Here is a 24,000-nt window from a genome sequence, read left to right as displayed (position 1 = left end):
CCGACCGCTGACAGCTAATTCCCATGGGCCGTATTACTGCCAGCCGTAAGCAACTGAAGCCAGATCCGGTGTACGGGTCGCTCCTCGCCAGCAAGTTCATCAACTGCTTGATGTACGACGGCAAGAAGAGCACCGCCCAGGCCGTGTTCTACGATGCGATGGACCTGATCAAGGAGCGTCTGCCGGAAGCCGAGCCGATCGAAGTCTTCCAGCAAGCTCTGGAAAACGTGAAGCCGTCGATCGAAGTCCGCTCGAAGCGCGTCGGCGGCGCCGCCTACCAGGTGCCGATGCAGGTCAACCGCGTTCGTCAGCAATCGCTGGCGATTCGCTGGGTGTTGATCGCCATCCGCGAAAAGAAGGGCCGCGCCACCGCCCAGAAGCTGGCCGACGAACTGGTCGCCGCGTACAACCGCGAAGGCGCCGCTGTCAGCCGTCGTGAAAACGTCCACCGTATGGCCGACGCGAACAAGGCGTTCGCTCACTTCGGCTGGTAGTCGTTTTAGAGTCAACGAGCTAGGGGCTGAGGATCAGGGCGCTGCGAGCGCCTTCATCCCCGGCCCCTAGCTTTTTTTATGCGCGGAAGAATTGAACCGCCAAGGACGCAAGGACGCCAAGGAATAATCGCTGATTGAACCACAGCGACACGACGAGCACGACGGAGAGGCGAGAGGCATGCATGGGCGTTACGGTAGGCATCGTTGCTGAGTGAAAGATACAATCGGAAGTATTCGTCATTTGTATCTTCGTCGTGCCCGTTGTGCCGTCGTGGTGAATTTCCCTCAGTGAGAACAACTTAATCCCCCTTGGCGTCCTTGGCGTCCTTGGCGGTTAACTCCTAAACAGCCATGGCGACAGACCTCTCCAAAATTCGCAACATCGGCATCATCGCCCACATCGACGCCGGCAAGACGACGGTGACCGAGCGGATGCTGTTCGCCTCGGGTACGAAGCATCGCGCCGGCGAAGTCGATCGCGGCACCACGACCACCGACGACGACGCCGAAGAGGCTGAGCGCGGCATTACCATCTACAGCGCATGCGTTGCGTTCCCGTGGAAGGTCGCCTCGAACCCCGGCATGCCGGTGAAGCAGGTCGAGGTCAACCTCATCGACACCCCGGGGCACGTCGACTTCACGGCCGAGGTCGAGCGCAGTCTCCGCGTGCTCGACGGCGCCGTGATCGTCTTCAGTGCTCGTGAAGGCGTCGAAGCGCAAAGCGAAACGGTCTGGCGGCAGGCCGACAAGTACCATGTGCCGCGGATCGCGTTTATCAACAAGCTCGACCGCGAAGGCGCCAACTTCGACACACTCGTCGAGGAAATCCGCGACCGCCTCGGCGCCAATCCCGTCGCGCTGCAGATTCCGATGGGCCTCGGCCCCGCGCACGTCGCGAATCCCTTCCGCGGCGTGATCGATCTCATCCGCATGAAGGCCCTCACCTTTCCCGAAGGGAAGGAAGGTCGCAAGATCATCGAGGAGGAGATCCCCGCCGAGTTTGCCGTCGATGCGGCGTTGTGGCGAGATGATCTGCTGGAGAAGCTCTACAACTACAGCAACGAGCTGATGGAGCTCGCCCTCAGCGGCGAGCCGATTCCCGAGCCGCTGATCCACAAAGTCGTCCGCGACGCGACGGTGCAGCAGCAAATTCAGCCGATCCTCTGCGGCTCGGCCCTGCACGGCATCGGCGTCCAGCCGCTGCTCGACGGCGTCGCCGCGTACCTGCCGAGCCCGCTCGATAAGCCGCCGGTCGAAGGACGCGATCCGACGCAAAAGTCGCACGGCAAAAGCAAGAAAGCGAAGGAAGGCGAGCCGGACCTGCCGCCGATCAAGCGGAAGCCCGATCCGAAGGAACCGTTCTGCGGCCTCGTCTTCAAGATTCTGCCGTACAAAACGGGCGATCTGTCGTGGGTGCGCGTCTACTCGGGTACGCTCGAAGGCAACAGCCGCGTGCTAAACCCCGGCAAGAACGCCAAAGAAAACGTCGCCCAGCTCTGGCGGATCCACGCCAGCAAGAAGGACGAGCAGCTCGAGTCGGCCACGGCCGGCGACATCGTCGGCGTGATCGGACTTCGCGATTCGGTCACCGGCGACACGCTCTGCGATACCCGCGAGCCGATTCTGCTGGAGTCGATCGAGTTTCCGCAGACGGTTATCTCGATGGCGATCGAGCCCGAGAGCACGGCCGACAAGAAAAAACTGTCGGAAACGCTCGATATGCTGCGGAAGCAAGATCCGACGTTCACGGCCAGCGAAAATGAAGAGACGGGGCAAACGCTGATCGGCGGCATGGGCGAGCTTCACCTCGAAGTGATTCAGCATCGCCTGCAGCGAGACTTCAAACTTAATGTAAAAGTCCACAATCCACGCGTCAGCTACCGCGAGACGATTCGCACGGCAGCCGAAGCGGAAGGGGAGTGCCGCCGGCTCATCAACGGCGTGCAGCACACGGGCGTCGTTCGCGTGAAGGTCGAACCGGCGCCGAATGCAGCCGAAATCGTCGTCCGCGCGGTGCCCGACCATGGCCTGCCGGGCGAGTATCTGGCGGTCGTGATGGAAGAGCTTGAGAATGCGGCCCAAGGGGGCGGCGCCTTTGGCTTCCCGTTGATGTGGCTCAAAGTGACGCTGCTCGGCGGCGACGTCCACGAAACCGAAAGCAGCGAAATCGCGTTCCGCACCGCGGCCAATCTGGCGTTCGACGCGGCCGTGCGCGAAGCGGGCACGGTGCTGCTGGAGCCGATCATGAAGCTCGAAATCAGCACGCCCGACGAACACGTCGGCGACTTGGTGAGCGACCTGCAGCAGCGGCGGGCGATCATCAACCACACGCAGTCGCGCGGCCATCTCACGGTGCTGCACGCCGAGGCGCCGCTCGAAAAGCTGTTCGGCTATTCGAGTGCAATGCGCAGCCTCAGCCAGGGGCGGGCGAGCTGCTCGATGACGCCGAGTACCTACGCCGCGGCGCCGGATGAAGTGCTGAAGCGGTTTCTGTAGGTTGGGCTTTTAGCCCGACGGACGTCACGATGCGGTCGATGTTTAACCGCGTAGTGCCCCCGGTTTGAAGAACCGGGGGCTAAACGTAGCGGTATTGGTCGCCATTCTCCGTAGTGTAAACGAACTACGGAAAACGCTTGCCTTGAATGCGGGATAACGACGCCGCGGGGATTGCGGCCAAATCGCCCCGGAAATCAGCGAAAAAACGCCGTTCTACAAACGCCTGCCGCGCGTTCGTGAGCTGCGCGGCGAGTCGCGCGAAAAAAACCTGCATCCATCCAGAATCGCGACCCCGTATGTCTGGTGTCGGCGAGTGCAGGACACCTCACTCGCAAGCCATCCTCGGGCACGGCTCTGCGACGCGACTCTATGCCGTTGGGTCTCGACCCGCCAACGGCACAGCAGAGCCGTGCCTCTCTTTTTCTTGATGACTGACGACGCTCGAGCGTCGTCAGCGAGTCGGTTAGAGCGAGTTTCGGCGAAACGCGGCGTTCGTCTGGCTGGGCCGTTCGTGGGAATGTAGAAGAGACTCAGCGAAGCATCAGGCTTGTTGCACAAACCGCCGGGTCCTTCGCGTCGCTCAGTGGGACGCTCCTGGCGCCATGTCCGCCGAAGCTCGCTCTAGCCGATTTCCATTTTGCTATGCTGCATCGGGATTGACGGTGAGCGTGAATTGGACGGAGAGGATTGCTAAGCCAGTTCCAGGTTCATCCATCTTCGCCGGCTGACGACCGTGCAAATAGCGCCGATTACGCTGAGCGATGCGGCAATGCTCCAAGCCATGAGGGGCTTGGTGCGGCTGCTGCGGCGTACCTGCTCTTCGTGGCGGCTGACGATTCGCTCGGCTCTGGCGAGATCTTCGGTGGATGACGGCTGTGCGAGCGAGGCGGTGATAGTCGCGGGAAGCGGCGGCGGGAGAGATTTCACGGTAATGGCATCGACTCCCGCGTTGAGTATGCCGGCGACTGGGGCGCCCAAGACGAGCATGAGCAGGAGTCGTCGCGTGGCCGATTGAGTCTGGGCGAGCCAAGCGAACACTCCGAATGCATACAAGTAAGCGGAGAACGAGAGTGCGGTCAGTGCGAGGGCGAAGGCAACGCTCATCGTCCGCGGAGTCATCAGAGAAACGGTTGCCAGCAGGAGAAGATGGACGATAGTCCAAGTAACGACGGCGCTTCTTGCCATCGCGGTGTACAGGCCATCGATGTATGCCCGGCGAGTGAGCGGTAACAAAAGTTCTTGCGGCATTTTGCTCCGGCGTAGTATCAGCATGCCGGGAGCGATCAGCGCGGACATTGGGATCACGCCAAAATAGTAAAAGCTGGGAGCGGGCGGGATTCCTATCGAGCAAAACACCGGGGTGAGGCAGATTAGGACTGCGTAAGCGGTTGAAATGCCAGCCGCCGTATGCCAAGCGGGCGATTGAGAGGCGCCATAGCGGAGCAATTGCTGGCGCGCCGCGACGCTGGTCGCTCGAATCCCGGCGAGGCGGTCGCGCCACTTGTCGCCTAGCTGCCAAGATGGCGAGATTGATGTGCCGTTGGGATACAACCGAGCCGCACCGCGACTGGCTTGCATCCGCTCCATCCGCGTCGCGGAACCTGCTGGGAGATAGATCGGTTGGGAGTAATCGTCGTGTTCCTCGCGAAGTTTTGTAAGGCGAGCGAGCCAGCCGCCGAAGACCGCCCAGCCAGCGACGCAGAGCGCGAGTTGGTAGGGCCAGTTCAAGGTGGCTGTTTCTGACGCCAGCCAGAAGGAGATGCCAGGGCGAAGCATTAACGCAAACGTTCCGAACCCGAAGAGGAGCGCCTGAGCGGCTTTGCCTTGAATGAGCCAGATGACCGCCGAACCGATGGCGATTGACACGGCAGCGGCGCCGAGCGTACTTGCGCCGGCGGCCCAGCCTAAGAGGGCGGGCGCGAGTCCGAGGGTGAGTAACGCAAGGCCTGCGAGGACCGCAAGGTGGTTGGCGGCGAAGTGCGGTACGAGGCGGGCGCGAGAGTCGGCAAATTGCCATCTCGCCTGCGAGGCGATGAGGTACGCGAAGGCCAGCGTCGGAAACGTTAATAATCCCAAGACGCCTTCCTCGTCGTGGATTCCGTGTCGCGAATCAGCCAAGGCCGCGAAAAAAATCAGCACGCAGTATGTGACGCCGAGCGCGAGGAGCAACTGCACGGAGCGGCGCGTAACATAGGTCGACAGGACGGCAGGAATTTGATTGGGCATGGTAGACGCGTGGCGGTTAATGGCGACGTTGTGGTGCGCTCCGCTAGTAAGTCGCGGCGAATTGAGGGTTCTGTGAGGGAGCTCGCGGTGCGTGCATTTCGACGAAGATTTCTTCGAGGTTCAGGTCGTGAACCGTAACGTCGGCGCTCCATTGCTTGCGGAGATCGTCGGCCAAGCGGTCGTCGAAGTCCCTGACGCTGACCGTGGCGACGGGGCCGTCGATCTCGCAGTGCAAGGCGCTCGGGACGGCGAAGCTGCGCGGCAGGTCGTGCGCGGCGGTGATGCGAAGTCGTTTGAATCGGTCCTTCAGGTCGTCGAGTTCGCCGTGAAAGGCAATCTGACCATCGCGGAGGATCGCGACGCGATTGGCGACGCGCTCAAGGTCGCTGGTGATGTGGGTGCTGAAGAGGACCGTGCGCCGCGGGTCGTCGACAATCTCCAGGATCGTACGGAGAAACTCGCGCCGGGCGGAGGGGTCGAGGCTGGCGACTGGTTCGTCAAGAATGAGGAGGTCGGGTTCGTGGCCAAGTGCCAGGACGATGGCAAGTGATTGGATTTGGCCGACCGAAAGCGGGCCGACGCGATCTTCCAACGGCAACCGCCACCGACGGCAGAGTTCGTCAACGAGCGGTTGGTTCCAGGCGGGGTAGAACGCGGCGGTGTACGCGATGACCTGCCGAACTCGCATCCAAGGGTAGCTCACCGCTTCCTGTGGCACGTAGCCGAGTCGTGACTTGGTCTCGGCGGAGAGGTTCCAGGAGTCGTCGCCCATGATCGTCGCGCTGCCGTCTGTGGCGCGAAGCAAGCCCAGCGAGCACTTCAGGAGCGTGCTCTTGCCGCTGCCGTTCTGCCCAAGCAGGCCAAGGACGGTGCCGGGTTGAACCGTGAGATTGACCTCACGGAGAACTTGTTTGGCGGTGTGTTTTTTGCCAAACGATTTGTGGAGGTTGTTGATATGAACCACGGGGGAGGGCATTGGTCGGCCTGGTGGTTGTCAGATGTCAGTGGGGAGTTGCTCTTCGTGCAGGATCGCTTGGTCTTCGAGGAGTTGGTCTAGCGTCTCGCGGATCTGCTGCTCGGTGAGTCCGAGCTGAATCGCCCGGTGAATCGCCGGGGCGGCGAGGTTGCAAAACTCTTGCTGCCGCTCGCTAAATGGGCCGAGTGTCCCCGGTTCGAGGATTCGCATCCCCTGGCCGCGGACCCGTTCAACGACCCCCTCAAGCTCCAGCCGGGAATAAGCCTTGCTGACGGTCATCGGGTTGACCTGGGCGGCCCGGGCAACTTCGCGAACGCTGGGAAGCATGTCGCCTGCCACAAGCCGACTTCCGGCAATTAGGGCGTGAACTTGATCGATAAGTTGCCGATAGATGGGTACCCCGGACGAGGGGTGAAGTTCGAAGAGCTCGGGGCGAACGGCCATGTGTATTAGTATCGCAATACACTAGCCTGCGTCAAGCTCGCGTTATGAGTCTGGTAGCCGCGGCTCAACGAGCCGCCGGAGCGTCGCTCGAGGGGGGGGCTCAAGCGATCGTCGCTCCGGCCGGTCGTTGACCGGCGGCTGCTTGGATAAATTGAGGGTTGTGGGGTGGGCGCTCTTTGTCGGCTAATTGCGTCATTTGGCCGCGTTGAAGCCGATCAAGAAAAATAGTGAGCGGAGTGGCGAGAGGCCCATTGACGGCTTTCCAGATTCGCCATAGAATCCGCGGTTCGTCCCTGCTTTTGGGGATGAACTATGGGTCTTTGAAACATTACTGTCGCACGAGGGGCCTCCCCTCGAGACGGAGTATGCCGGGGCTCCTTTTTCGGCTTTATCTGCCGAAATTTGAGTGGTCGGCCGATAAAGGGGCATCGCAGTGGCAGCGCGGGAAGTCATTCGGATTCGGATGGAAGCCTACGATCACTCGGTCTTGGATCAGAGTGCGGCAGAAATCGTTGATACGGCGAAGCGGACCAATTCCGAGGTTCACGGGCCGATTCCGTTGCCGACCCGGGTGGAGCGTTACACCGTTCTCTCCGGTCCGCACGTCGACAAGAAGGCTCGCCAGCAGTTCGAGATTCGGACTCACAAGCGGCTGATCGACATCGTCCAGGCGACTGCCAAGACGATCGAGGCGCTGAATAAGCTCAGCTTGCCGGCCGGCGTGGATATCAAGATCAAGGCGACGGCGGGCTGATTTTTAGCCTGTCGGCCGGGGCGGGGGGACCGCTCGGCTCGCTTAAAGGCGAGCAAAGAGTTGTAACGGACACTGATCACCAGTCACCGATCACTAAGTAAATCACCCTATGCCGTGGAAGTTGAGTGGGTAAGCCGGGCTTCGCCCGAGTCTCCCGCCAACGAGCACCAGCTTTAGGATAACCAAACGATGGCCGCTGCTGAGCGCGTCCCGGGGATTCTGGGACGCAAGATTGGAATGACGCAGATTTACGACGAGCAAGGCAACGTCGTGCCGGTCACCGTCGTTCAGGCTGGCCCCTGCGATGTGTTGCAGGTGCGGACCTCGGAGCGAGATGGTTACGAAGCGGTGCAACTAGGGTATCTCGACAAGCCGCGCCGTCTGGCCGGCCGTAGCGAGCGTGGCCATGTCGCCAAGCTCGACAGCAAGCGGAGCAAGGCTCGTGCGGCTGCTGGCGTTGAAGCTCTGGCGAAGGCAGGTTGTGAGCCGAAGCGTTTCGTCCGCGAAATTCGCGGCGGCGCCGGCGACCTGCAAGTTGGTTCGAAAGTTGACGTTTCCGCCCTCGAGGGAATTGCTCGGGTGGACGTCGTCGCGACCAGCAAGGGTCGCGGTTTCTCTGGCGCCATGAAGCGTCACAACTTCAGTGGTCAGCGTGCCACCCACGGTGTGAAGAAGTGTCACCGTGCTCTCGGCGGCACCGGCGCCAGCGCGTTCCCGAGTCGTCTGTTCAAGGGCAAGAAGATGCCTGGTCAGTACGGTTCGGCTCGCTGCACGATCCGCAATCAAAAGTTGGTGAGCGTCGACGCCGAGCAGAATTTGCTGCTCATCCGCGGCGCCGTCCCGGGACCGAACGGCGGTTACGTCGTGATCCAACGCACGAACAAGATGTAAGGCGAGTGGGTTAACGATCTGCTCGCCGGGGTCGAGACGACCCGGCTCGCTTCAACGAAAAACGAATCATGCCAAAGCTCAACGTACACGACGCCAAGGGTAACAAGGTCGGCACCTACAATATCGAGGTGGCTGATCTCGCTCCGCAGATCAACAAGCAATTGTTGCACGACGCGGTGGTGATGTACCAATCCAACCTGCGTCAAGGTTCGCACAAGACCAAGAACCGGCACGAAGTCTCCGGTTCGACTAAGAAGATGTACCGCCAGAAGGGTACGGGCAATGCTCGCGCGGGTCACCGCAAGAGCGGTGTGCGTCGCGGCGGCGGTCACATGAAGCAAATCAACCCGCGCGATTACTCGTACTCGCTGCCTCGCAAGGCGCTGCAGTTGGCCACTCGCATGGCCCTCGCGTCGAAGGTGCAAGACGACGAAATCGTGTTGATCGACAAGTTGGCCTTCGCCGCGCCGAAGACCAAAGAAATGGCCGGCATCCTCAAGACCCTCGGCTGCGAAGGCAAGTCGGTCTTGGTGGCCACCGCCGGCTACGACGTCAACGTGTACAAGAGCGGCCGCAACATTGATCGCGTCAATGTCGCGCCGGCCGGTGATCTGAATGCCTTCTCAGTTCTCTCGGCCAAGCGGGTCGTGATGACCACGGAAGCGTTGGATGCGTTCAAGGCGAAGGCCGCTGCCAAGAGCAAGGCCGCAGCCAACTAGTATTTGGAAACATTCGGACGGCCCGGCCGTCTGGAAGTGCGGGCGGTAAACCCGCAGTCAGCGATAAAAGGTAAGTCATGCCACGGCACGTACCAGCTTCGACGAGCATTGTTCTCGAACCGCACCAGGTGATCGTAAAGCCCCTGGTGACGGAAAAGGGGATGCACAAGTCGACTCGCAACAACGCCTACGCCTTCGAAATCAACCGTCTTGCCACCAAGGAAGACGTGAAGAAGGCCGTTGAGACGTTGTTCGAAGTCAAGGTGTTGAAGGTCGCGACGCAGAACCGCAAGGGGAAGGCTCGCCGCACCCGGTTCCGTCTCGGCATGACGAAGGATTGGAAGAAGGCGATCGTGACGCTCGACGCCGAGCACCGGATCAACTTCTTCTAAGAAATAGCAGTCAGCTGTCAGCGATCAGCTGTCAGCTTGAAGTGGATTGAAAAAACGAAGTCGTCGGGCTGATTGCTGACGGCTGAACGCTGAAAGCGAACTTTCATGGGCATTCGCAAATACAAGCCAGTGACCGCCGGCCGCCGCGGAGCGACGGTTAGCGATTTCGCTGAACTGACGCCGGGCGCCAAGCCGGAGAAGTCGCTTCTCCGTCCGAAGCCGAAGACTGGCGGCCGCAACAATCAAGGTAAGATCACCGCCCGTCATCGTGGCGGCGGTCACAAGCAGCAATACCGCTTGATCGATTTCCGTCGCAACAAGGACGGCATTCCGGCCAAGGTTGATTCGATCCAATACGATCCGAATCGCTCGGCCCGCATTGCGTTGTTGTTCTACGCCGACGGCGAGAAGCGTTACATCATCGCCCCCGGCAGCCTGAAGGCTGGCGACCAGGTGATGAGCGGCCCCGACGCTCCGGCGAAGGTGGGCAACTGCTTGCCGCTGACGAAGATTCCGCTGGGCACTGCGATCTTCAACATCGAACTGCAAGCTGGCCGCGGCGGCGTGCTGTGCCGCAGTGCTGGCGCCAACGCCACGCTGATGGCTCGCGAAGCCGAATGGGCTCAGATCTCGCTGCCGAGCGGCGAAATTCGCCGTATCCCGTCCGCCTGCCGCGCGACGATCGGCGAAGCGAGCAACTCCGATCACTTCGGCGTCGTGTTGGGCAAGGCTGGTCGCAGTCGCTGGATGGGGCGTCGTCCTCACGTCCGCGGTACCGCGATGAACCCGATCGACCATCCGCACGGTGGTGGTGAAGGTCGTACCAAGGGCGGTCGTCACCCGGTGAGCCCGCAAGGCAAGAGCGCCAAGGGTGGTGCGACCCGTCAACGTCGGAAGCCTTCGAACAAGGCAATCGTTCGTCGTCGTCGCAGCCGCCGCTACGGCGTGCAGAAGTTGGTCACGAAGTAAAGAAGCTGTCGGCTGTCGGCTATTAGCTGGCAGCCAGAAGATCGAATTGAACCAAGTCGTCTGGCCAAAAGCCGATGGCTGATAGCTGAGAGCTCCAAATGGGACGTTCAACGAAAAAGGGTCCTTACGTCGACCCGAAGCTGTACCTGAAGGTCGAGAAGCTCAACGAAGTGGGCCGCAAGGATCCGCTGACGACTTGGGCTCGGGCCTGCACGATCATCCCCGAGTTCGTTGGCCACACGTTCATGGTCCACAACGGCAAGGCTCATTTGAAGGTCTTCGTCACGGAAGACATGGTGGGGCACCGTTTGGGCGAGTTCTCGCCGACCCGCAACTTCCGCGGTCACGGCGGCAAGGCGAAGAAGTAAGGTAGCGGTCAGCTGTCAGCGATCAGCTGTCAGCAAAAAGGAAATGCGAAAGCAACGGCGGTCTGGCTGATCGCTGAGTGCTGAAAGCTGAAGGCTTAACAATGGCTTACACTGCAACACACCGGCATGCCCAGATCAGCGCCCGCAAGGTGCGCCCGCTGGCTGACTTGATTCGCGGGAAGCGCGTCGACGAGGCTCTGGCCCTGCTGAAGTACCAGCCGCAACGCGGCGCTCGGTTGATCGAGAAAGTGCTGCAAAGCGCCCTCGGCAACGCGGATGATCGTCGCGCCCCGAACTTGGGCGGCCTGCGGGTCGTCGACGCCCGCATTGATGGCGGTCCGATGGTGAAGCGGGTTCGTCCCGGCGCCCGCGGCATGGCTCACATCATCAAGAAGCGGATGTCGCACATCAAGATTTCGATCGAATAGGCAGTATTGAGTGGGGCGGTGGCGAGCAGTTTCGCTCGTCTCGTCTCGTCTCGTCGCAACGCCAACGCACGCTAAGTAACTACGAACACTGAGACCATCCTATGGGTCAAAAAGTCAATCCAGTTGGTTTCCGCACCGGCATCATGCTCGGCTGGAAGAGCCGCTGGTATGCGTCGAAGAAGGAATTCGCCGATCTGCTGATGGAAGATCAGAAGATCCGCAAGTTCATTCACAAGAAGTACAAATTCGCCGGCATCCCGAAGGTGGAGATCGAGCGGACTCGCGACGAAGTGAAGGTGATCCTGCACGCGGCTCGTCCCGGCGTGATCATCGGTCGCAAGGGCCAGGAAGTTGAGCAACTGCAAGACGAACTGCAAAAGCTCGTCGGGCGTCGCATCAACATCAAGATCGAAGAAGTCAATCGCCCCGAGCTCATGGCTCAACTGGTGGCGGAAGATATTGGCGAGCAGCTCAGCAAGCGGGCGAGCTTCCGCCGGACGATGAAGCGTTCGGTGGAGCAGACCATGGAAGCTGGCGCCAAGGGAATCAAGGTGCAGCTGGCCGGCCGTCTCGGCGGTTCGGAAATGGCTCGCCGCGAAAAGCAGATTGCAGGGTCGATTCCGCTCAGCACCTTGCGGGCGAACATCGACTACGGAATTACGGAGGCCATGACCGCGCAAGGTCATATCGGCATCCAAGTGTGGATCAACCAAGGCATGTTTGAGGACCAGACCGATGGCGCTGATGCCCAAGAGGGTCAAGCACAGAAAAAGCCAAAGAGGGCGTATAAGAGGTAACGCCACGCGCGGCAATCGCGTCGTCTTTGGCGAGTATGGCTTGCAGGCCGAACAAGGCGGCTGGCTAAGCGCTCAGACGATCGAAGCCGGGCGTATCGCTGCCCAGCAATACATCCGCGGCGAAGGCAAGTTGTACATTCGCGTGTTTCCGCAAAAGTCGGTCACGTCCATTCCGCTCGAAACCCGTATGGGTAAGGGCAAGGGCGAACCCGAATACTGGGCGGCGGTGATTAAGCCGGGCACGATCCTGTACGAGCTGAGCGGCGTGGGCGAAGCGGCGGCCAAGTTGTGCCTCGCGCGGTTGGCTCACAAGATGCCGGTCCGCGTTCGCATGGTAAAGAGAACATAATAGGGCTGTACGCGATAAACCGCGGGCCGTCGATCAGAAATGACGTCGGCGACATGGTTTAGAGCTTACGGCTTCTAGCTGAGAGCTTAACAATGAGCAAAGCCAAAGAACTTCGGGATATGAGCGACGAGCAGCTCGATCTGACCGTGAAAGAAGCGGTCGATAAGCTGTTTCGCGCCCGGGTCCAGTCGCAGACTGAACGTCTCGACGCCCCGAGCGAGCTGAAGCGTCAGCGTCGTTTGATTGCCCGTGCGAAGACCATTCAAGGCGAGCGGCAACGAGCAGCCGCAGCGAAGTAACAAGAAAGCGATTAGCGGTCAGCAGTCAGCGTTCAGCGAATAGTTGAACGCAAGGTCTGGCTGAAAGCTGATGGCTGAGAGCTGAGAGCTTAAGAATGCCCAAAAAGCAACTAACCGGCGTCGTGGTGAGCGACAAGTGTGCGAAGACTCGGCGCGTCGAAATCGACCGCTTGGTGCCGCACTCCAAGTATGGCAAGTTCATTCGTCGCAAGACGGTGTGCCACGTTCACGACGAGAACAACGAGTCGGGGATCGGCGACACGGTGGAAATCATCGAGTGCCCGCCGAAGTCCCGTCTGAAGCGTTGGGACCTGGTCCGGGTGGTTGAGAAGTCGAGCGCGGTCGACATCGCGGCCATGCGTGCTGCTGCGAAGCAGGCCGCCGCGGACGGCGAGGGTTGAGGGCAGGGCGCCTGATCGCTTCGGTCAGCGAACACCATCCAAGTAAGCGGGCGACGGAACGATTCGACGCCCTGTGAGTGAGAGTCAGCCATGATTCAAATGGAAAGCCGCCTTGCCGTCGCCGACAACACGGGCGCCAAGGAAGTGATGTGCATCAAGGTGTTGGGCGGCAGCCGTCGTCGTTTCGCCAATCTTGGCGATGTGATCGTCTGCAGCGTGAAGAGCGTCATCCCGGGCAGCGACGTCAAGAAGAAGGCTGTCGTCCGCGGCGTGATCGTTCGCTTGCGTTCGCCGACCCGTCGTGACGACGGCAGCTACGTGCGGTTCGACAACAACGCCGTGGTGCTGATCGACAAAGACAACAACCCGCGTGGAACTCGTATCTTCGGCGCCGTCGCTCGCGAACTTCGCGACCGTCGCTTCATGAAGATCGTTAGCCTCGCGAACGAAGTAGTTTAGTTAGGACATCGAGTCCCGTTGGACAAAGGGGCGTAGCCAGTTTCCCGCGACGGCGAATGCGGGATTCGAGAGCTCGCCGCGGTTTTTGAAATTCGTCAATCGCCAAACGGCAGTTTGAATCATGTTGATCAAGACAGGCGACACAGTAGAAGTCATCGCCGGCGCCAGCAAGGGCAAGCAGAGCCGCGTTATCGAGGTGCTGCGGGCCGAAGGCAAGGCGTTGGTCGAGGGAGTCGCGAAGGTTTACAAGCACGTCCGCCGCAGCCAGAAGCACCCGCAAGGGGGCCGTCTGAGCAAAGAGGCGCCGATTCAACTTTCGAATCTGGCGTACTTCTGCAGTGCGTGCAGCAAGGCGACCCGCCTTGGATCGCGGTTCACGAACGACGGTTCCAAAGAGCGGTTTTGCAAGAAGTGCGGAGCCTCGGCCGGCGAGCTTGCTCCCGCTAAGAAGGCTCACGCGAAAAAGTAATTTGAATATGGGTAGACGCCCGGGGCTGAGACAGCCCGGCTCGCCCGCAATGTGAAAGCTGACAGCGATGGCTAAAGCCGCAACCAAACCAGCAAAGAGCGAAGGCGGAGCTCCGGTCCCGCGCCTCAAGGAACGCTTCGAGAGCGAAATTCTTCCGGCGATGCGGGAGAAGTTCGGTCGTCAGAACCGCCTTGCCTTGCCGCGGATCGAGAAGATCGTCGTGAGCATGGGCGTCGGCAGCGCGATGAGCGATAAGAAGCACATCGAAGAAGCCGCCTCGGCGATGACCGATCTGACGGGCCAAAAGGCGCTGATCTGCAAGGCCCGCAAGTCGATCGCCAACTTCCGTCTTCGCGAAGGCGTGGCGATTGGTTGCAAAGTGACGCTTCGCGGTGCCCGGATGTATGAGTTCCTCGACCGTCTCATCGCAATCGCGCTTCCGCGTGTTCGCGACTTCCGCGGTCTGAAGCTCGATGCGTTCGATGGCCACGGCAACTATAGCCTGGGTCTGACTGAACAGTTGGTGTTCCCTGAACTGAACCCCGACAAGTACCTCCGCCCGCAAGGGATGAACATCGCGATTTGCATCGCCGGCGATTCGGACGACGAGTCCCGCGAGATGCTGCGGTTGTTCGGTCTGCCGTTCAGAAATCCTGATGAAGTCGCAGCCTAGAACGTTGTTCTACGGGTCTCGTCGCTTCAAGTAATTTGAGAGAGTAATCAGTGGCTAGCAAATCAAAGATCGCGAAGGCTAACCGGACGCCGAAGTTCTCGTCGCGCCGGGAGTCGCGTTGCAAGCTGTGCGGCCGTCCCCGCGCGGTGTACCGCAAGTTCGGCACGTGCCGGATCTGCTTCCGCAACCTGGCGGACAAGGGCCTGATCCCTGGCGTGAAGAAGGCCAGCTGGTAACCGAAATATCGAGTCACCGATTGGTAAGCTAGGCAGTAGCGCGGGCGTCATCCGCTAGCTATCCTAGAACTCCCAGTCGCACAAGCGTAAGCCGGTCTATTGGCCGGTTCGCTGAGAGAAGTAAGTAGGAACTACAACCCTATGATGACCGACCCAATTGCCGACATGCTCACCCGCATCCGCAACGCTGTCCGCGTCGAGCGGCCTGTCGTGGAGATGCCGCTTTCGAAAGTGAAGCGGGGCGTGGCGGAAGTGCTGAAGCGTGAAGGCTATATCTGGGACTTCCATGAAGAAGCCGCCGACGGCAATCCCCAGAAGCAGCTCTTCATCGACCTGAAGTACGGTCCGAATGGCGAACGCGTCATCCGCCACATCAAGCGGGTCAGCAAGCCTGGTCGTCGGGTCTACAGCCGGTCGTCGGACCTCCGTCCGATCCTGAACGGCTTGGGGATTTCGATCATCAGCACCAGCCGCGGCGTGATCAGCGATCGCGAAGCCCGGCAGAAGAAGCTCGGCGGCGAAGTGCTGTGCGAGCTTTGGTAGAGAAGCGGTGAGCTGTCAGCGGTCAGCTGTCAGCCCGAGAGAATAAGAATTAGGACAGGTACTGCGTCGTCTGGCTGAAAGCTGACGGCTGATAGCTGAGAGCTCAATCATGTCGCGTATTGGCAAGAAACCGGTTTCGATTGTTGATGGCGTTAAAGTGAACGTCGCCAATCGTGAAGTCACCGTCGAAGGTAAGCTCGGCAAGTTGGTCTGGACGCATCGTCCGGAAGTGACGGTCGAAGTTGACGCTGGCGCCAAGGAAATCGTCGTCACTCGCAAGAACGACGATCGCCTCCCCCGCGCCCTCCACGGTCTGACCCGCGCCTTGATCCGCAACATGGTCGAAGGCGTGTCGACCGGGTACGAGAAGAAGCTCGAAATTCAGGGCGTTGGTTACCTGGCCGCGATTGCTGGCGACACGCTGCAATTGCGGGTCGGCTTCGCCAACGAAATTCACAAGAAGATTCCCGCCGGTCTGACCGTGACCTGCCCCGACCAGACGCACATTTCGATCAAGGGCGCCGACCGTCAAAAGGTTGGTCAGTTCGCCGCCGAAGTGCGTGCCGTTCGCAAGCCTGAACCTTACAAGGGCAAGGGCGTGCGTTACGAAGGCGAGCAAGTCCGTCGTAAGGCTGGTAAGACCGCGAAGTAGTAATAGCATTCAGCGATCAGCGTTCAGCTTTCAGCCAATGACGCATGATCGAACCAAGGTAGTTTGGCTGACAGCTGATCGCTGAAAGCTGATCGCTCAGGATAGAACAATGGAACATCAAAAGGCACTCGGCAAGCAACGGCAGCGGCGGACGTTTCGCGTTCGCAAGCGCCTGAAGGGCGATGCCGAACGTCCCCGTCTGACGATTTGTCGGACGCTGCGCAACATCACTGCCCAGGTGATCGACGACAGCATCGGTAAGACGTTGGCTTCGGCCTCGACGGCTGACAAGGAACTGTCGAAGGCGATCAAGTACGGCGGCAACAAGGCTGCTGCGGAAGCGATCGGCAAGGCGATTGCCGAGCGTGCTGCGAAGGCTGGCGTGACGAAGGTCCGGTTCGACCGCGGCGCCTGCAAGTTCCATGGTCGCGTCGCGGCACTGGCCGAAGCAGCTCGTGCCGGTGGCTTGGATTTTTAAAGAGCGATCAGCTGTCAGCGTTCAGCTGTCAGCCAGATAAGATAAGTCAAATGTAGTTTCGTCTGGCTGACAGCTGAGTGCTGAAAGCTGACAGCTATCAAGCGGAGTAACACTCGTGTCGACCGGAAGCCAAGACAGACAGCGCGGTGGCAAGTCCCGCGACGGACAACGCAACGCGGCTCCTAAAGAGAAGATCCGCGGCGAGTTGCAAGAAAACGTCGTGAAGATCAAGCGGTGCGCCGCGGTGGTCAAGGGTGGTCGTCGCTTTAGCTTCGCGGCGATGGTCGTGGTCGGCAACGGCGACGGCAAGGTCGGCTGGGGCTACGGCAAGGCGAACGAAGTGCCGCCGAGCGTCGAGAAGGCCGTCAAGGAAGGCATGCGTCAACAAATCGTCGTCGCTCGCGATGGCAGCACGATCCCCCACTTGGTGAAGGGCCGTTATGGCGCCGCCAAGGTAGTGTTGGCCCCGGCCGGTCCTGGTACGGGCGTCATCGCCGGCGCCGCGGTGCGTGCCGTGTGCGAAGCCGCCGGCATCCACGACATCCTCACGAAGAGCTTCGGCTCCAACAATCCCGTCTCGCTGGTCAAAGCGACGATGGCGGCCCTGGAACAGCTTCGTCCGAAGACCGACGTCGAGCGTCTTCGCGGCGTGCACCTTTCGTAGGGAGGGAGTGGGTGAGTAAGTGAGTAGGTGTTTAAGTGAGTGGGTGCAGAACCCTCCTCAGATGCTAGCTCAAACCGAATGACTTACTCACCTAACACTTACTCACCTCGATTCACCTACTAACGCATTTCACACGACCATGAATATTGACGACGTCAATCGCGGCATTGTTAAGAACAAGAAGCGCAAGCGGATTGGCCGCGGCATCGGTTCGGGCCACGGCAAGACCGCCGGCCGCGGTCACAAGGGCGCCGGCTCGCGTAACGGCAACAGCACGCGCGTCACCTTTACCGGCGGCAACATGCCGCTCGTGCAGCGCATTCCGAAGCGCGGCTTCAACAATCGTTGGGGCTTGAAGGTCGTCGTCGTGAACCTCGGCCAGATCGAGGAAGCCTATGCCGCCGGCGAAGAAGTCACGCTCGACACCCTGGCTGCGAAGAACCTGGCCCGCGGCCGGTTCGACGTGCTCAAGGTTCTGGGCGACGGCGACCTCAAGAAGAAGTTGAAGATCTCGGCCCATCGCTTCAGCGAATCGGCTGCTGAGAAGATCAAGCAAGCTGGCGGCGAAATGATCTTGCTGCCGGGCCGGGCTTCGGTGGAAGATTACAAGGCGGAGAAGAAGGCAGAAAAGAAGGCCGCTGCCGCCAAAGCGAAGGCTTAATTGCCTGAGCAGGCCTCAAGATGGAACACGCTAGCACGGCTGTCGTCAATCGGCTGTCAGTTTTCGGTCAGCGAGAAAGAGCTGATCGAAAGGTTGCAGCCGAGTGTCGGCAGTTTTTGCGTGTTGGTACTTTTAGCGTTTTGTAGACAAGCTTCCCGCGCGTACGCGTGACAGGATGATGCTATGTGGGAAAAGCTTCGCGTCGTTTGGCAGATCCCTGAGCTGCGGAAGAAGATTCTGCTGACGCTCGGCCTGTTGGCGGTCTATCGGCTTGGTTTCCAGATTCCGCTGCCGATCGTCGACCCGAACAAGGTCGAAACGTTCTCGCGCGCCGGCGGCATGGCCGATATTTTGAAGCAAGTCGCCGTCTTCAGCGCCAGCCAACTCGACCAGGTGACGATCTTCGGCCTCGGCATCATGCCGTACATTTCGGCCTCGATTATCTTCCAGCTCTTGGGCAGCGTGTACCCGCCGCTCGAAGCGCTGCAGAAGGAAGGCGAAGCGGGCCGCAAGAAGATCAACGAGTACACCCGCTACGCGACGGTCTTCATTTGCATTATCCAAAGCTGGATCTACGTGAAGTCGATCGTGCCCAATTTGGCCTACGATTCGTTCGTCGTCGACCCAACGGCGCCGACGCGGACGTTAATGTTCAGCTGGACCATCGTCGCTGTGCTGACGATGACCGCCGGTACGGTGTTTCTGATGTGGATCGGCGAGCAAATCGACGAGTTCGGCATCGGCAACGGCATTAGCTTGCTGATTATGGCCGGCATTCTGTCGGCGATGCCTGGCGCCGGCATGCAGTTGCTCAAGCAATCGTCGCTCGAACTGACCGGCGGCGACGGTCAACTCGGCATCGAGCAATTGATCATCCTGGCGCTAATGTTCGTGGCGGTGATTTTCGGCGTCGTGTTCATCACGATGGGCCAACGTCAAATCCCGATGCAGAGCGCCAAGCACGTCCGCGGTCGCCGCGTGATGGGCGGTACTCGCCAGTACTTGCCGCTGAAGGTGAATCAGGCCGGCGTGATGCCGATCATTTTCGCCAGCAGCTTGTTGATGCTGCCGGCGATCGTCTTCGGCGGGCTAGGGAAGCTATTTGACGCCAATGGCGCCTGGGGCATGACCTTCGACGGCATCGCTCAGTTGTTCGGCGGTCGCGGCTTCGTCTACGCCGTAACGAACATCGCTCTGATTTTCTTCTTCTGCTTCTTCTGGACGGCTATCACCTTCAACCCGAAGGACGTCGCCGACAATTTGAAGAACTACGGCTCGTTCATTCCTGGCTACCGGCCGGGCAAACGGACGGCCGATTACCTGGAAAAAGTCATGTTCCGGATCACCTACGTCGGCGCCGGCTTCCTGGCGCTCGTGGCGATCGTGCCGAGCATGATTTCGGGCTCGCTAAACGTCACGCCGCTGGTCGCCAACTTTTACGGCGGCACCAGCTTGCTGATTGCGGTGAGCGTGGCGTTTGATTTGGTGCAGAAGATCGATAGTCATTTGGTGATGCGGAATTACAAGGGATTGTTGGAGTCCTAAACGCTAGGACCAACCGCGCAGGCACGGGCACGATATTCGGACAGGCATTGCCGATGAGGAAAGGTCGATAGCCAATCGCGGGCGGAGCCGCGAAAGAATTGGCGAGCCGGCTTTTTTTCGTCGTCGCTTGGGTGGTTGCGTCATGCGTATCGTGCTAATCGGACCTCCCGGCGCCGGCAAAGGGACGCAGGCCAAGCGTCTCACCGAACGGCTGCAGGTGCCCCACCTGTCGACGGGCGATATGCTTCGCGAAGCGATGCGGCAGGGGACTGAAGCCGGTCACCAGGCCGAGCCGTTCATGAAGACCGGCCGACTCGTGCCGGACCAGTTGGTGCACCAGTTGGTGATCGAGCGGGTGGCGCGGGCCGACTGCGCGGGCGGGTATCTGCTGGATGGTTTTCCACGGACGGCCGCCCAGGCGAACATGCTCGACAAGATGTTGGCGGAACGGAAAACGCCGCTCGATTTAGCGGTGCAGATCCATGTGCCGAAAGAAATTTTGCTGGAACGCCTCGCCGGTCGCGGTCGTCAGGACGACGACGAACTGGTGATCGTGAAGCGATTGGAACAGTACGACGAGCTCACCGAACCGATGGCGGCCTACTACCAAGGCCGCGGAACCCTTCGCGAAATCGACGGGTTGGGCTCGCCGGATGAAGTGTTTGCGAGAATTGAAGCGGAGTTGAACGGCGTCCGCGCCTAGCGCGGGCGACGATCAAAGCGGCGATGGTGAATCTTAAGTCGATGCGTGAGATCGGTCTGATGCGGCGAGCTGGGCTCGCCGTGTGGCAGGCTCATCAGATCGCAGCGCAAATGGTTCGCCCCGGCGTGACGACGGTGGAGATCGACGATGCCATCGCCGATCACTTCGCCCAGCTAGGCGCCGAACCGCTGTTTAAAAACTACCCCAACAGCATCCGCAACAAGCCCGCGTTTCCCGCGGTTTGTTGCATGAGCGTCAACGAGGCCGTGGTTCACGGCATTCCGACGAACAAGCCGTTGGTGGAAGGCGATATCCTGAGTCTCGATACGGGTTGCCGGCTGAACGGCTGGTGCGGCGATGCAGCGTTTACCTACCCGGTGGGCGCCATCTCCCCGCAAGTTCAGCGGTTGCTCGATGCGACGCATGGCGTGTTAAAGCTATCGATCGAGTTGATGAACTCCAAGAGTTATTGGAGCGCCATCGCTCGGGAAATGGCGACGTACATTGGCGATCACGGTTTCTCGACGGTGGAGTGCTTTGTTGGGCACGGCATCGGCCGGGAGATGCACGAAGAGCCGCAGGTGCCGAATTTTGCCAGCCGGTCGCTACGCGGCAGCGGCGATTTTCGGATCGAGCCAGGGCTGGTGATCGCGGTCGAGCCGATGGTCAATATGGGAACGAAGCGGGTCAAAATGCTCGCCGATACCTGGACTCAGGTGACGGCGGACGGCAAGCCAAGCGCCCATTTTGAACATACGGTGGCGATCACTTCGGACGGGCCGGTGCTGCTGACGGTAGCGCCGACGCCGGCGGAGATGGAAAACATGGCGGTTTAAGCGTTTTATACCCCGTTCCGCGGTGGGATGGGGGATTAGGTATTTTTCCGCGAGATGGAGGCCTTGAAGGGTCGGCTGTCAAGCGGCTATATTGCACCGTTTCCCCAGAAACGGTTGCGGTCGAGAAGGGCGCGTGCGATGAAGGTTAGGGCTAGCGTCAAGCGAATCTGCGATAAGTGCAAGGTGGTCCGCCGCCAAGGCGTGGTCCGCGTTGTCTGCAGCAATCCGCGGCACAAGCAGCGGCAAGGTTAATAGGGTTCAGGTTTCAGGGTATAGGGTTCAGTTGAGTTTGGCTGGTTCGCATTCCTGAACCCCGAACCCCGAACCCTCCTCCGGTTGCCTGGCGCTGGCGCGCCGGCATTCCGTATGAGTTGGAGTAATTAAAAAATGCCTCGTTTGCTCGGCGTCGACATCCCGAATGATCGCCAAGTGGTGATTTCGCTCACGTACCTGTACGGCGTGGGGCCGAAGATCGCCCGCGAGTTGTGCCACAAGGCGGGCATCGACCCGGCTGGCAAGGCCCGCGACCTTGGCGAAGACGAAGTCGCCCGCATCGCGGCGCTTCTCGACAAGGACTACACCGTCGAAGGTCAGCTTCGTCGGCAAGTCAGCCAAAACATTTCGCGCCTTCGCGACATCGCTTGCTACCGCGGCATGCGTCATCGCCGGGGCTTGCCGGTTCGCGGCCAGCGGACGAAGACGAACGCTCGCACTCGCAAGGGACCGAAGAAGACGGTCGCCGGCAAGAAGGGCGTCAAGGATCTGCGCTAGTCGCGCAGCCTGAGTTCATTCATTCACCGTTAGTTCGCCGCGACGCAATCGCCGACCGCGGCCCCAAGTTTGGAGTAATCGACCAGTGGCCAAGCAGACCAAAGCCGCAGCAGCCCCGAAGCCCAAGAAGGTGCGTCGCAACGTCACCGTTGGCATCGCCTACATCACGGCGACGTTCAACAACACGACCGTGACGATCACCGACACCAAGGGCGACACCCTCTGCTGGGCCAGCGCCGGGACGAGCGGCTTCAAGGGAAGCCGTAAGAGCACCCCGTTCGCCGGTCAGATGGCCGCTCAGCAAGCCGCTGAAAAGGCGCGCAAGTACGGCATGAAGGACGTCGAGGTGAAGGTGAAGGGTCCGGGCAGCGGTCGCGAAAGCGCCATCACCGCCCTGGAAGCCGCCGGCCTCAAGGTGAAGTCGATCGAAGACGTCACCCCGCTGCCGCACAACGGTTGCCGTCCCCGCAAGAAGCGCCGCGTCTAAGTCGTCGCCGCTCAATTCGCCGGGGTCGAGACGACCCGGCTCGCACCAATACATTACCAGTCACTGATCACCAGTCACCGATCGCTTATTCATGGCACGTTACACCGGACCTGTTTGTCGTCTCTGTCGCCGCGACGGGATGAAGCTGTTTCTCAAGGGCACTCGCTGCGATACGCCGAAGTGCGGCATCGAACGTCGCGACACCCCTCCGGGCCAGCAGCAAAGCCGCCGCGGCAAGCTGACCGACTACGGCGTCCACCTTCGCGAAAAGCAGAAGGTCAAGCATTACTACGGCGTGCTCGAGCGTCAGTTCCGCAAGTACTACCAGCGGGCTGAAGCGACCAAGGGCAACACCGGCGACGTGCTGATGAGCCTGCTCGAGCGTCGGCTCGACAACGTCGTTCATCGCCTCGGCTTCGGCTTGAGCCGCTCGGCGGCTCGCCAGCTGGTTTGCCACGGCCACGTGACCGTCAACGGCAAGCGTTGCGACATCTCCAGCTACCTGGTGCAAGTCGGCGACGTGATCCGCGTGAAGAACCGTTCGAAGAGCCTCGATTTGGCCAAGGGCCACATGGCCGAGAATTCGCGGCAAACGCCCGACTTCCTGTCGGTCACTGGCTCGGACGTTCCAGAAGGGATCGTCGGCCGGCTGCCCGCTTCGGACGACGTATCGATTCCGGTGCAGACGCAGTTGATCGTCGAATTGTGCTCGCGGTAACGCTTCGAGCTGCGGCCCTCCCCGGGCCACGACGCATTCGCCGCCTTCCCCAGGCGGCCGGTACACAGAGACGGTGGAGATAAACGATGCATATTCGATGGCGTGGACTTGAACTGCCCAGTCAGGTGATCTGCGACGCGTCGACCCTCACGCGGACCTACGGCAAGTTTATTGCCGAGCCGTTTGAGCGCGGTTTCGGCACGACGGTCGGCAACGGCCTGCGTCGCATCTTGCTTTCGAGCCTCGAAGGCAGTGCGGTCACGCAGATCAAGGTTCACAACGCCCAGCACGAGTTCACCACGATCGAAGGCGTTCTCGAAGACGTCACCGACATCGTGCTGAACATCAAGTCGCTCGTGGTGAAGAACCACAGCGATTCGACGAAGGTTCTGCGCGTCGAGCGTAAGACTGCCGGCGAAGTTCGTGCGTCGGACATTGAAACCGATGAATCGGTCGAGATCATCAACAAGGATCTCTTAATCGCCACTCTGACGACCGACGTTCCCTTCGTCGTCGAAATGGTCGTCGAAAATGGCCGCGGTTACGTTTCCGCGACCGAGCAAGCTGAGCAAGTCCACGAAATCGGCATCATTCCGATCGACGCGGTCTTCAGCCCCGTCACCCGCGTTCGCTACGACGTCGAAGAAACCCGCGTCGGCCAAAAGACGAACTACGACAAGCTAACGATCGAAATCTGGACCGACGGTTCGGTCGGCCCGGAAATGGCGATTGTCGAATCGGCCAAGATTCTGCGGAAGCATCTCACGCCGTTCGTGCAGTACACCCACCTCGGCCCGCAGGTTCACGCCGCGGCTCGCGGTAGCCAGCCGACGGGCGATGCCGCCCTCGAGTCGAAGCTCAACATGCCGCTCGCCGACCTCAACCTGTCGGTCCGGGCGAGCAACTGCCTCGAGTCGGAAAACATCATGACGGTTCGCGATCTCGTGGTCCGCACCGAGGATCAGTTGCTGGAAGTCCGCAACTTCGGCGAGACGACCTTGGCTGAAGTCCAACAGAAGCTTCGCGACCTCAACCTGCACCTCGGGATGCGGGTGGCGAGCGCCGCGGCCAGTTTTTAATTTAAGTTCAATTAGTTTTCTTT

At 60.3% G+C, this 24,000-nt stretch carries 33 protein-coding genes; 30 read left to right on the top strand and 3 right to left on the bottom strand.

Annotated features, from left to right (window positions below; genetic code table 11):
• Positions 1 to 23: 23 nt before the first annotated feature.
• Together rpsG and fusA are read left to right on the top strand one after the other, a co-directional pair.
• A complete protein-coding gene (rpsG, locus tag PLANPX_RS26240) occupies positions 24 to 494 on the top strand; it encodes a 30S ribosomal protein S7 (protein WP_152101586.1) in 471 nt (156 codons plus the stop codon).
• A 351-nt stretch (positions 495 to 845) separates the two neighbouring features.
• The gene (gene fusA / locus PLANPX_RS26235) at positions 846 to 2,990 is read left to right on the top strand and encodes an elongation factor G (protein WP_152101585.1); all 2,145 of its coding nucleotides are present in this window, start codon (positions 846 to 848) and stop codon (positions 2,988 to 2,990) included.
• 690 nt (positions 2,991 to 3,680) lie between these two features.
• On the opposite strand, the gene PLANPX_RS26230 is transcribed toward fusA, so the two are convergent.
• Genes PLANPX_RS26230 through PLANPX_RS26220 form a run of 3 tightly spaced genes read right to left on the bottom strand, consistent with a single transcriptional unit; the run spans position 3,681 to position 6,636 of the window.
• Complete coding sequence (locus PLANPX_RS26230) at positions 3,681 to 5,216, bottom strand: hypothetical protein (protein ID WP_152101584.1); 1,536 nt, start codon at positions 5,214 to 5,216, stop codon at positions 3,681 to 3,683.
• Between the two features lie 43 nt (positions 5,217 to 5,259).
• On the bottom strand, positions 5,260 to 6,192 hold the full coding sequence (locus tag PLANPX_RS26225; protein ID WP_152101583.1) for an ABC transporter ATP-binding protein: 933 nt from the start codon (positions 6,190 to 6,192) through the stop codon (positions 5,260 to 5,262).
• Positions 6,193 to 6,210: 18 nt separating this feature from the next.
• Positions 6,211 to 6,636, bottom strand: coding sequence for a GntR family transcriptional regulator (locus PLANPX_RS26220; protein WP_152101582.1), 426 nt, complete (start codon positions 6,634 to 6,636; stop codon positions 6,211 to 6,213).
• A gap of 433 nt (positions 6,637 to 7,069) precedes the next feature.
• On the opposite strand from PLANPX_RS26220, the gene rpsJ reads away from it, so the two are divergent.
• The 28 genes from rpsJ to PLANPX_RS26080 all read left to right on the top strand — a co-directional run bounded on the left by rpsJ (position 7,070) and on the right by PLANPX_RS26080 (position 23,977).
• Entirely contained in the window at positions 7,070 to 7,390 is a 321-nt protein-coding gene (rpsJ, locus tag PLANPX_RS26215; RefSeq protein ID WP_261344412.1) for a 30S ribosomal protein S10, read from the top strand.
• A gap of 237 nt (positions 7,391 to 7,627) precedes the next feature.
• Positions 7,628 to 8,281 (top strand): 50S ribosomal protein L3, encoded by a 654-nt coding sequence (rplC, locus tag PLANPX_RS26210; protein ID WP_232536443.1) that lies wholly within the window; start codon positions 7,628 to 7,630, stop codon positions 8,279 to 8,281.
• A 68-nt stretch (positions 8,282 to 8,349) separates the two neighbouring features.
• On the top strand, positions 8,350 to 9,000 hold the full coding sequence (rplD, locus tag PLANPX_RS26205; protein WP_152101579.1) for a 50S ribosomal protein L4: 651 nt from the start codon (positions 8,350 to 8,352) through the stop codon (positions 8,998 to 9,000).
• Positions 9,001 to 9,077: 77 nt separating this feature from the next.
• Entirely contained in the window at positions 9,078 to 9,392 is a 315-nt protein-coding gene (rplW, locus tag PLANPX_RS26200) for a 50S ribosomal protein L23 (RefSeq protein ID WP_152101578.1), read from the top strand.
• Positions 9,393 to 9,497: 105 nt separating this feature from the next.
• A complete protein-coding gene (gene rplB, locus PLANPX_RS26195; protein WP_152101577.1) occupies positions 9,498 to 10,361 on the top strand; it encodes a 50S ribosomal protein L2 in 864 nt (287 codons plus the stop codon).
• 98 nt (positions 10,362 to 10,459) lie between these two features.
• On the top strand, positions 10,460 to 10,729 hold the full coding sequence (rpsS, locus tag PLANPX_RS26190; RefSeq protein WP_152101576.1) for a 30S ribosomal protein S19: 270 nt from the start codon (positions 10,460 to 10,462) through the stop codon (positions 10,727 to 10,729).
• A gap of 101 nt (positions 10,730 to 10,830) precedes the next feature.
• A complete protein-coding gene (gene rplV / locus PLANPX_RS26185; RefSeq protein ID WP_152101575.1) occupies positions 10,831 to 11,157 on the top strand; it encodes a 50S ribosomal protein L22 in 327 nt (108 codons plus the stop codon).
• Between the two features lie 101 nt (positions 11,158 to 11,258).
• Positions 11,259 to 11,954, top strand: coding sequence for a 30S ribosomal protein S3 (rpsC, locus tag PLANPX_RS26180; RefSeq protein WP_152101574.1), 696 nt, complete (start codon positions 11,259 to 11,261; stop codon positions 11,952 to 11,954).
• On the top strand, positions 11,893 to 12,303 hold the full coding sequence (gene rplP, locus PLANPX_RS26175) for a 50S ribosomal protein L16 (RefSeq protein ID WP_152101573.1): 411 nt from the start codon (positions 11,893 to 11,895) through the stop codon (positions 12,301 to 12,303). The genes rpsC and rplP overlap by 62 nt, the downstream gene beginning before the upstream one ends.
• A 92-nt stretch (positions 12,304 to 12,395) precedes the next feature.
• Positions 12,396 to 12,602, top strand: coding sequence for a 50S ribosomal protein L29 (gene rpmC / locus PLANPX_RS26170; protein WP_152101572.1), 207 nt, complete (start codon positions 12,396 to 12,398; stop codon positions 12,600 to 12,602).
• 95 nt (positions 12,603 to 12,697) lie between these two features.
• Complete coding sequence (rpsQ, locus tag PLANPX_RS26165; RefSeq protein ID WP_152101571.1) at positions 12,698 to 13,003, top strand: 30S ribosomal protein S17; 306 nt, start codon at positions 12,698 to 12,700, stop codon at positions 13,001 to 13,003.
• Positions 13,004 to 13,093: 90 nt separating this feature from the next.
• The gene (gene rplN / locus PLANPX_RS26160; protein ID WP_152101570.1) at positions 13,094 to 13,462 is read left to right on the top strand and encodes a 50S ribosomal protein L14; all 369 of its coding nucleotides are present in this window, start codon (positions 13,094 to 13,096) and stop codon (positions 13,460 to 13,462) included.
• A 121-nt stretch (positions 13,463 to 13,583) separates the two neighbouring features.
• Positions 13,584 to 13,931, top strand: coding sequence for a 50S ribosomal protein L24 (gene rplX / locus PLANPX_RS26155; RefSeq protein ID WP_152101569.1), 348 nt, complete (start codon positions 13,584 to 13,586; stop codon positions 13,929 to 13,931).
• Positions 13,932 to 13,998: 67 nt separating this feature from the next.
• Entirely contained in the window at positions 13,999 to 14,604 is a 606-nt protein-coding gene (gene rplE / locus PLANPX_RS26150; RefSeq protein ID WP_152101568.1) for a 50S ribosomal protein L5, read from the top strand.
• 50 nt (positions 14,605 to 14,654) lie between these two features.
• A complete protein-coding gene (locus PLANPX_RS26145) occupies positions 14,655 to 14,840 on the top strand; it encodes a type Z 30S ribosomal protein S14 (RefSeq protein ID WP_152101567.1) in 186 nt (61 codons plus the stop codon).
• A gap of 141 nt (positions 14,841 to 14,981) precedes the next feature.
• Positions 14,982 to 15,383 (top strand): 30S ribosomal protein S8, encoded by a 402-nt coding sequence (gene rpsH / locus PLANPX_RS26140; RefSeq protein ID WP_152101566.1) that lies wholly within the window; start codon positions 14,982 to 14,984, stop codon positions 15,381 to 15,383.
• A gap of 109 nt (positions 15,384 to 15,492) precedes the next feature.
• Positions 15,493 to 16,035 carry a 50S ribosomal protein L6 gene (gene rplF / locus PLANPX_RS26135; RefSeq protein WP_152101565.1) on the top strand — a complete coding sequence of 181 codons (543 nt, stop codon included), beginning with the start codon at positions 15,493 to 15,495 and terminating at the stop codon, positions 16,033 to 16,035.
• 109 nt (positions 16,036 to 16,144) lie between these two features.
• Positions 16,145 to 16,513 carry a 50S ribosomal protein L18 gene (rplR, locus tag PLANPX_RS26130; RefSeq protein ID WP_152101564.1) on the top strand — a complete coding sequence of 123 codons (369 nt, stop codon included), beginning with the start codon at positions 16,145 to 16,147 and terminating at the stop codon, positions 16,511 to 16,513.
• A 193-nt stretch (positions 16,514 to 16,706) separates the two neighbouring features.
• Entirely contained in the window at positions 16,707 to 17,177 is a 471-nt protein-coding gene (gene rpsE, locus PLANPX_RS26125; protein ID WP_152102008.1) for a 30S ribosomal protein S5, read from the top strand.
• Between the two features lie 139 nt (positions 17,178 to 17,316).
• The gene (gene rplO / locus PLANPX_RS26120; protein ID WP_152101563.1) at positions 17,317 to 17,838 is read left to right on the top strand and encodes a 50S ribosomal protein L15; all 522 of its coding nucleotides are present in this window, start codon (positions 17,317 to 17,319) and stop codon (positions 17,836 to 17,838) included.
• Between the two features lie 183 nt (positions 17,839 to 18,021).
• Complete coding sequence (gene secY / locus PLANPX_RS26115; RefSeq protein ID WP_152101562.1) at positions 18,022 to 19,383, top strand: preprotein translocase subunit SecY; 1,362 nt, start codon at positions 18,022 to 18,024, stop codon at positions 19,381 to 19,383.
• 142 nt (positions 19,384 to 19,525) lie between these two features.
• Positions 19,526 to 20,086 (top strand): adenylate kinase, encoded by a 561-nt coding sequence (locus PLANPX_RS26110; protein ID WP_152101561.1) that lies wholly within the window; start codon positions 19,526 to 19,528, stop codon positions 20,084 to 20,086.
• Between the two features lie 41 nt (positions 20,087 to 20,127).
• A complete protein-coding gene (gene map / locus PLANPX_RS26105; protein ID WP_198421817.1) occupies positions 20,128 to 20,922 on the top strand; it encodes a type I methionyl aminopeptidase in 795 nt (264 codons plus the stop codon).
• Positions 20,923 to 21,060: 138 nt separating this feature from the next.
• Entirely contained in the window at positions 21,061 to 21,174 is a 114-nt protein-coding gene (gene rpmJ, locus PLANPX_RS26100; protein WP_145435971.1) for a 50S ribosomal protein L36, read from the top strand.
• Between the two features lie 135 nt (positions 21,175 to 21,309).
• Complete coding sequence (gene rpsM / locus PLANPX_RS26095; RefSeq protein ID WP_152101559.1) at positions 21,310 to 21,693, top strand: 30S ribosomal protein S13; 384 nt, start codon at positions 21,310 to 21,312, stop codon at positions 21,691 to 21,693.
• An 85-nt stretch (positions 21,694 to 21,778) separates the two neighbouring features.
• Positions 21,779 to 22,180: a 30S ribosomal protein S11 gene (gene rpsK, locus PLANPX_RS26090; RefSeq protein ID WP_152101558.1), complete on the top strand. Its 402-nt coding sequence runs from the start codon at positions 21,779 to 21,781 to the stop codon at positions 22,178 to 22,180.
• Between the two features lie 91 nt (positions 22,181 to 22,271).
• The gene (gene rpsD, locus PLANPX_RS26085) at positions 22,272 to 22,898 is read left to right on the top strand and encodes a 30S ribosomal protein S4 (protein WP_152101557.1); all 627 of its coding nucleotides are present in this window, start codon (positions 22,272 to 22,274) and stop codon (positions 22,896 to 22,898) included.
• 86 nt (positions 22,899 to 22,984) lie between these two features.
• On the top strand, positions 22,985 to 23,977 hold the full coding sequence (locus PLANPX_RS26080; protein ID WP_152101556.1) for a DNA-directed RNA polymerase subunit alpha: 993 nt from the start codon (positions 22,985 to 22,987) through the stop codon (positions 23,975 to 23,977).
• Positions 23,978 to 24,000: the final 23 nt, after the last annotated feature.

Source organism: Lacipirellula parvula, assembly GCF_009177095.1.
GTDB classification, from domain to species: domain Bacteria; phylum Planctomycetota; class Planctomycetia; order Pirellulales; family Lacipirellulaceae; genus Lacipirellula; species Lacipirellula parvula.
Note: the sequence above shows the minus strand (reverse complement) of the source record. Positions and strands in the feature narration are given on the sequence as shown.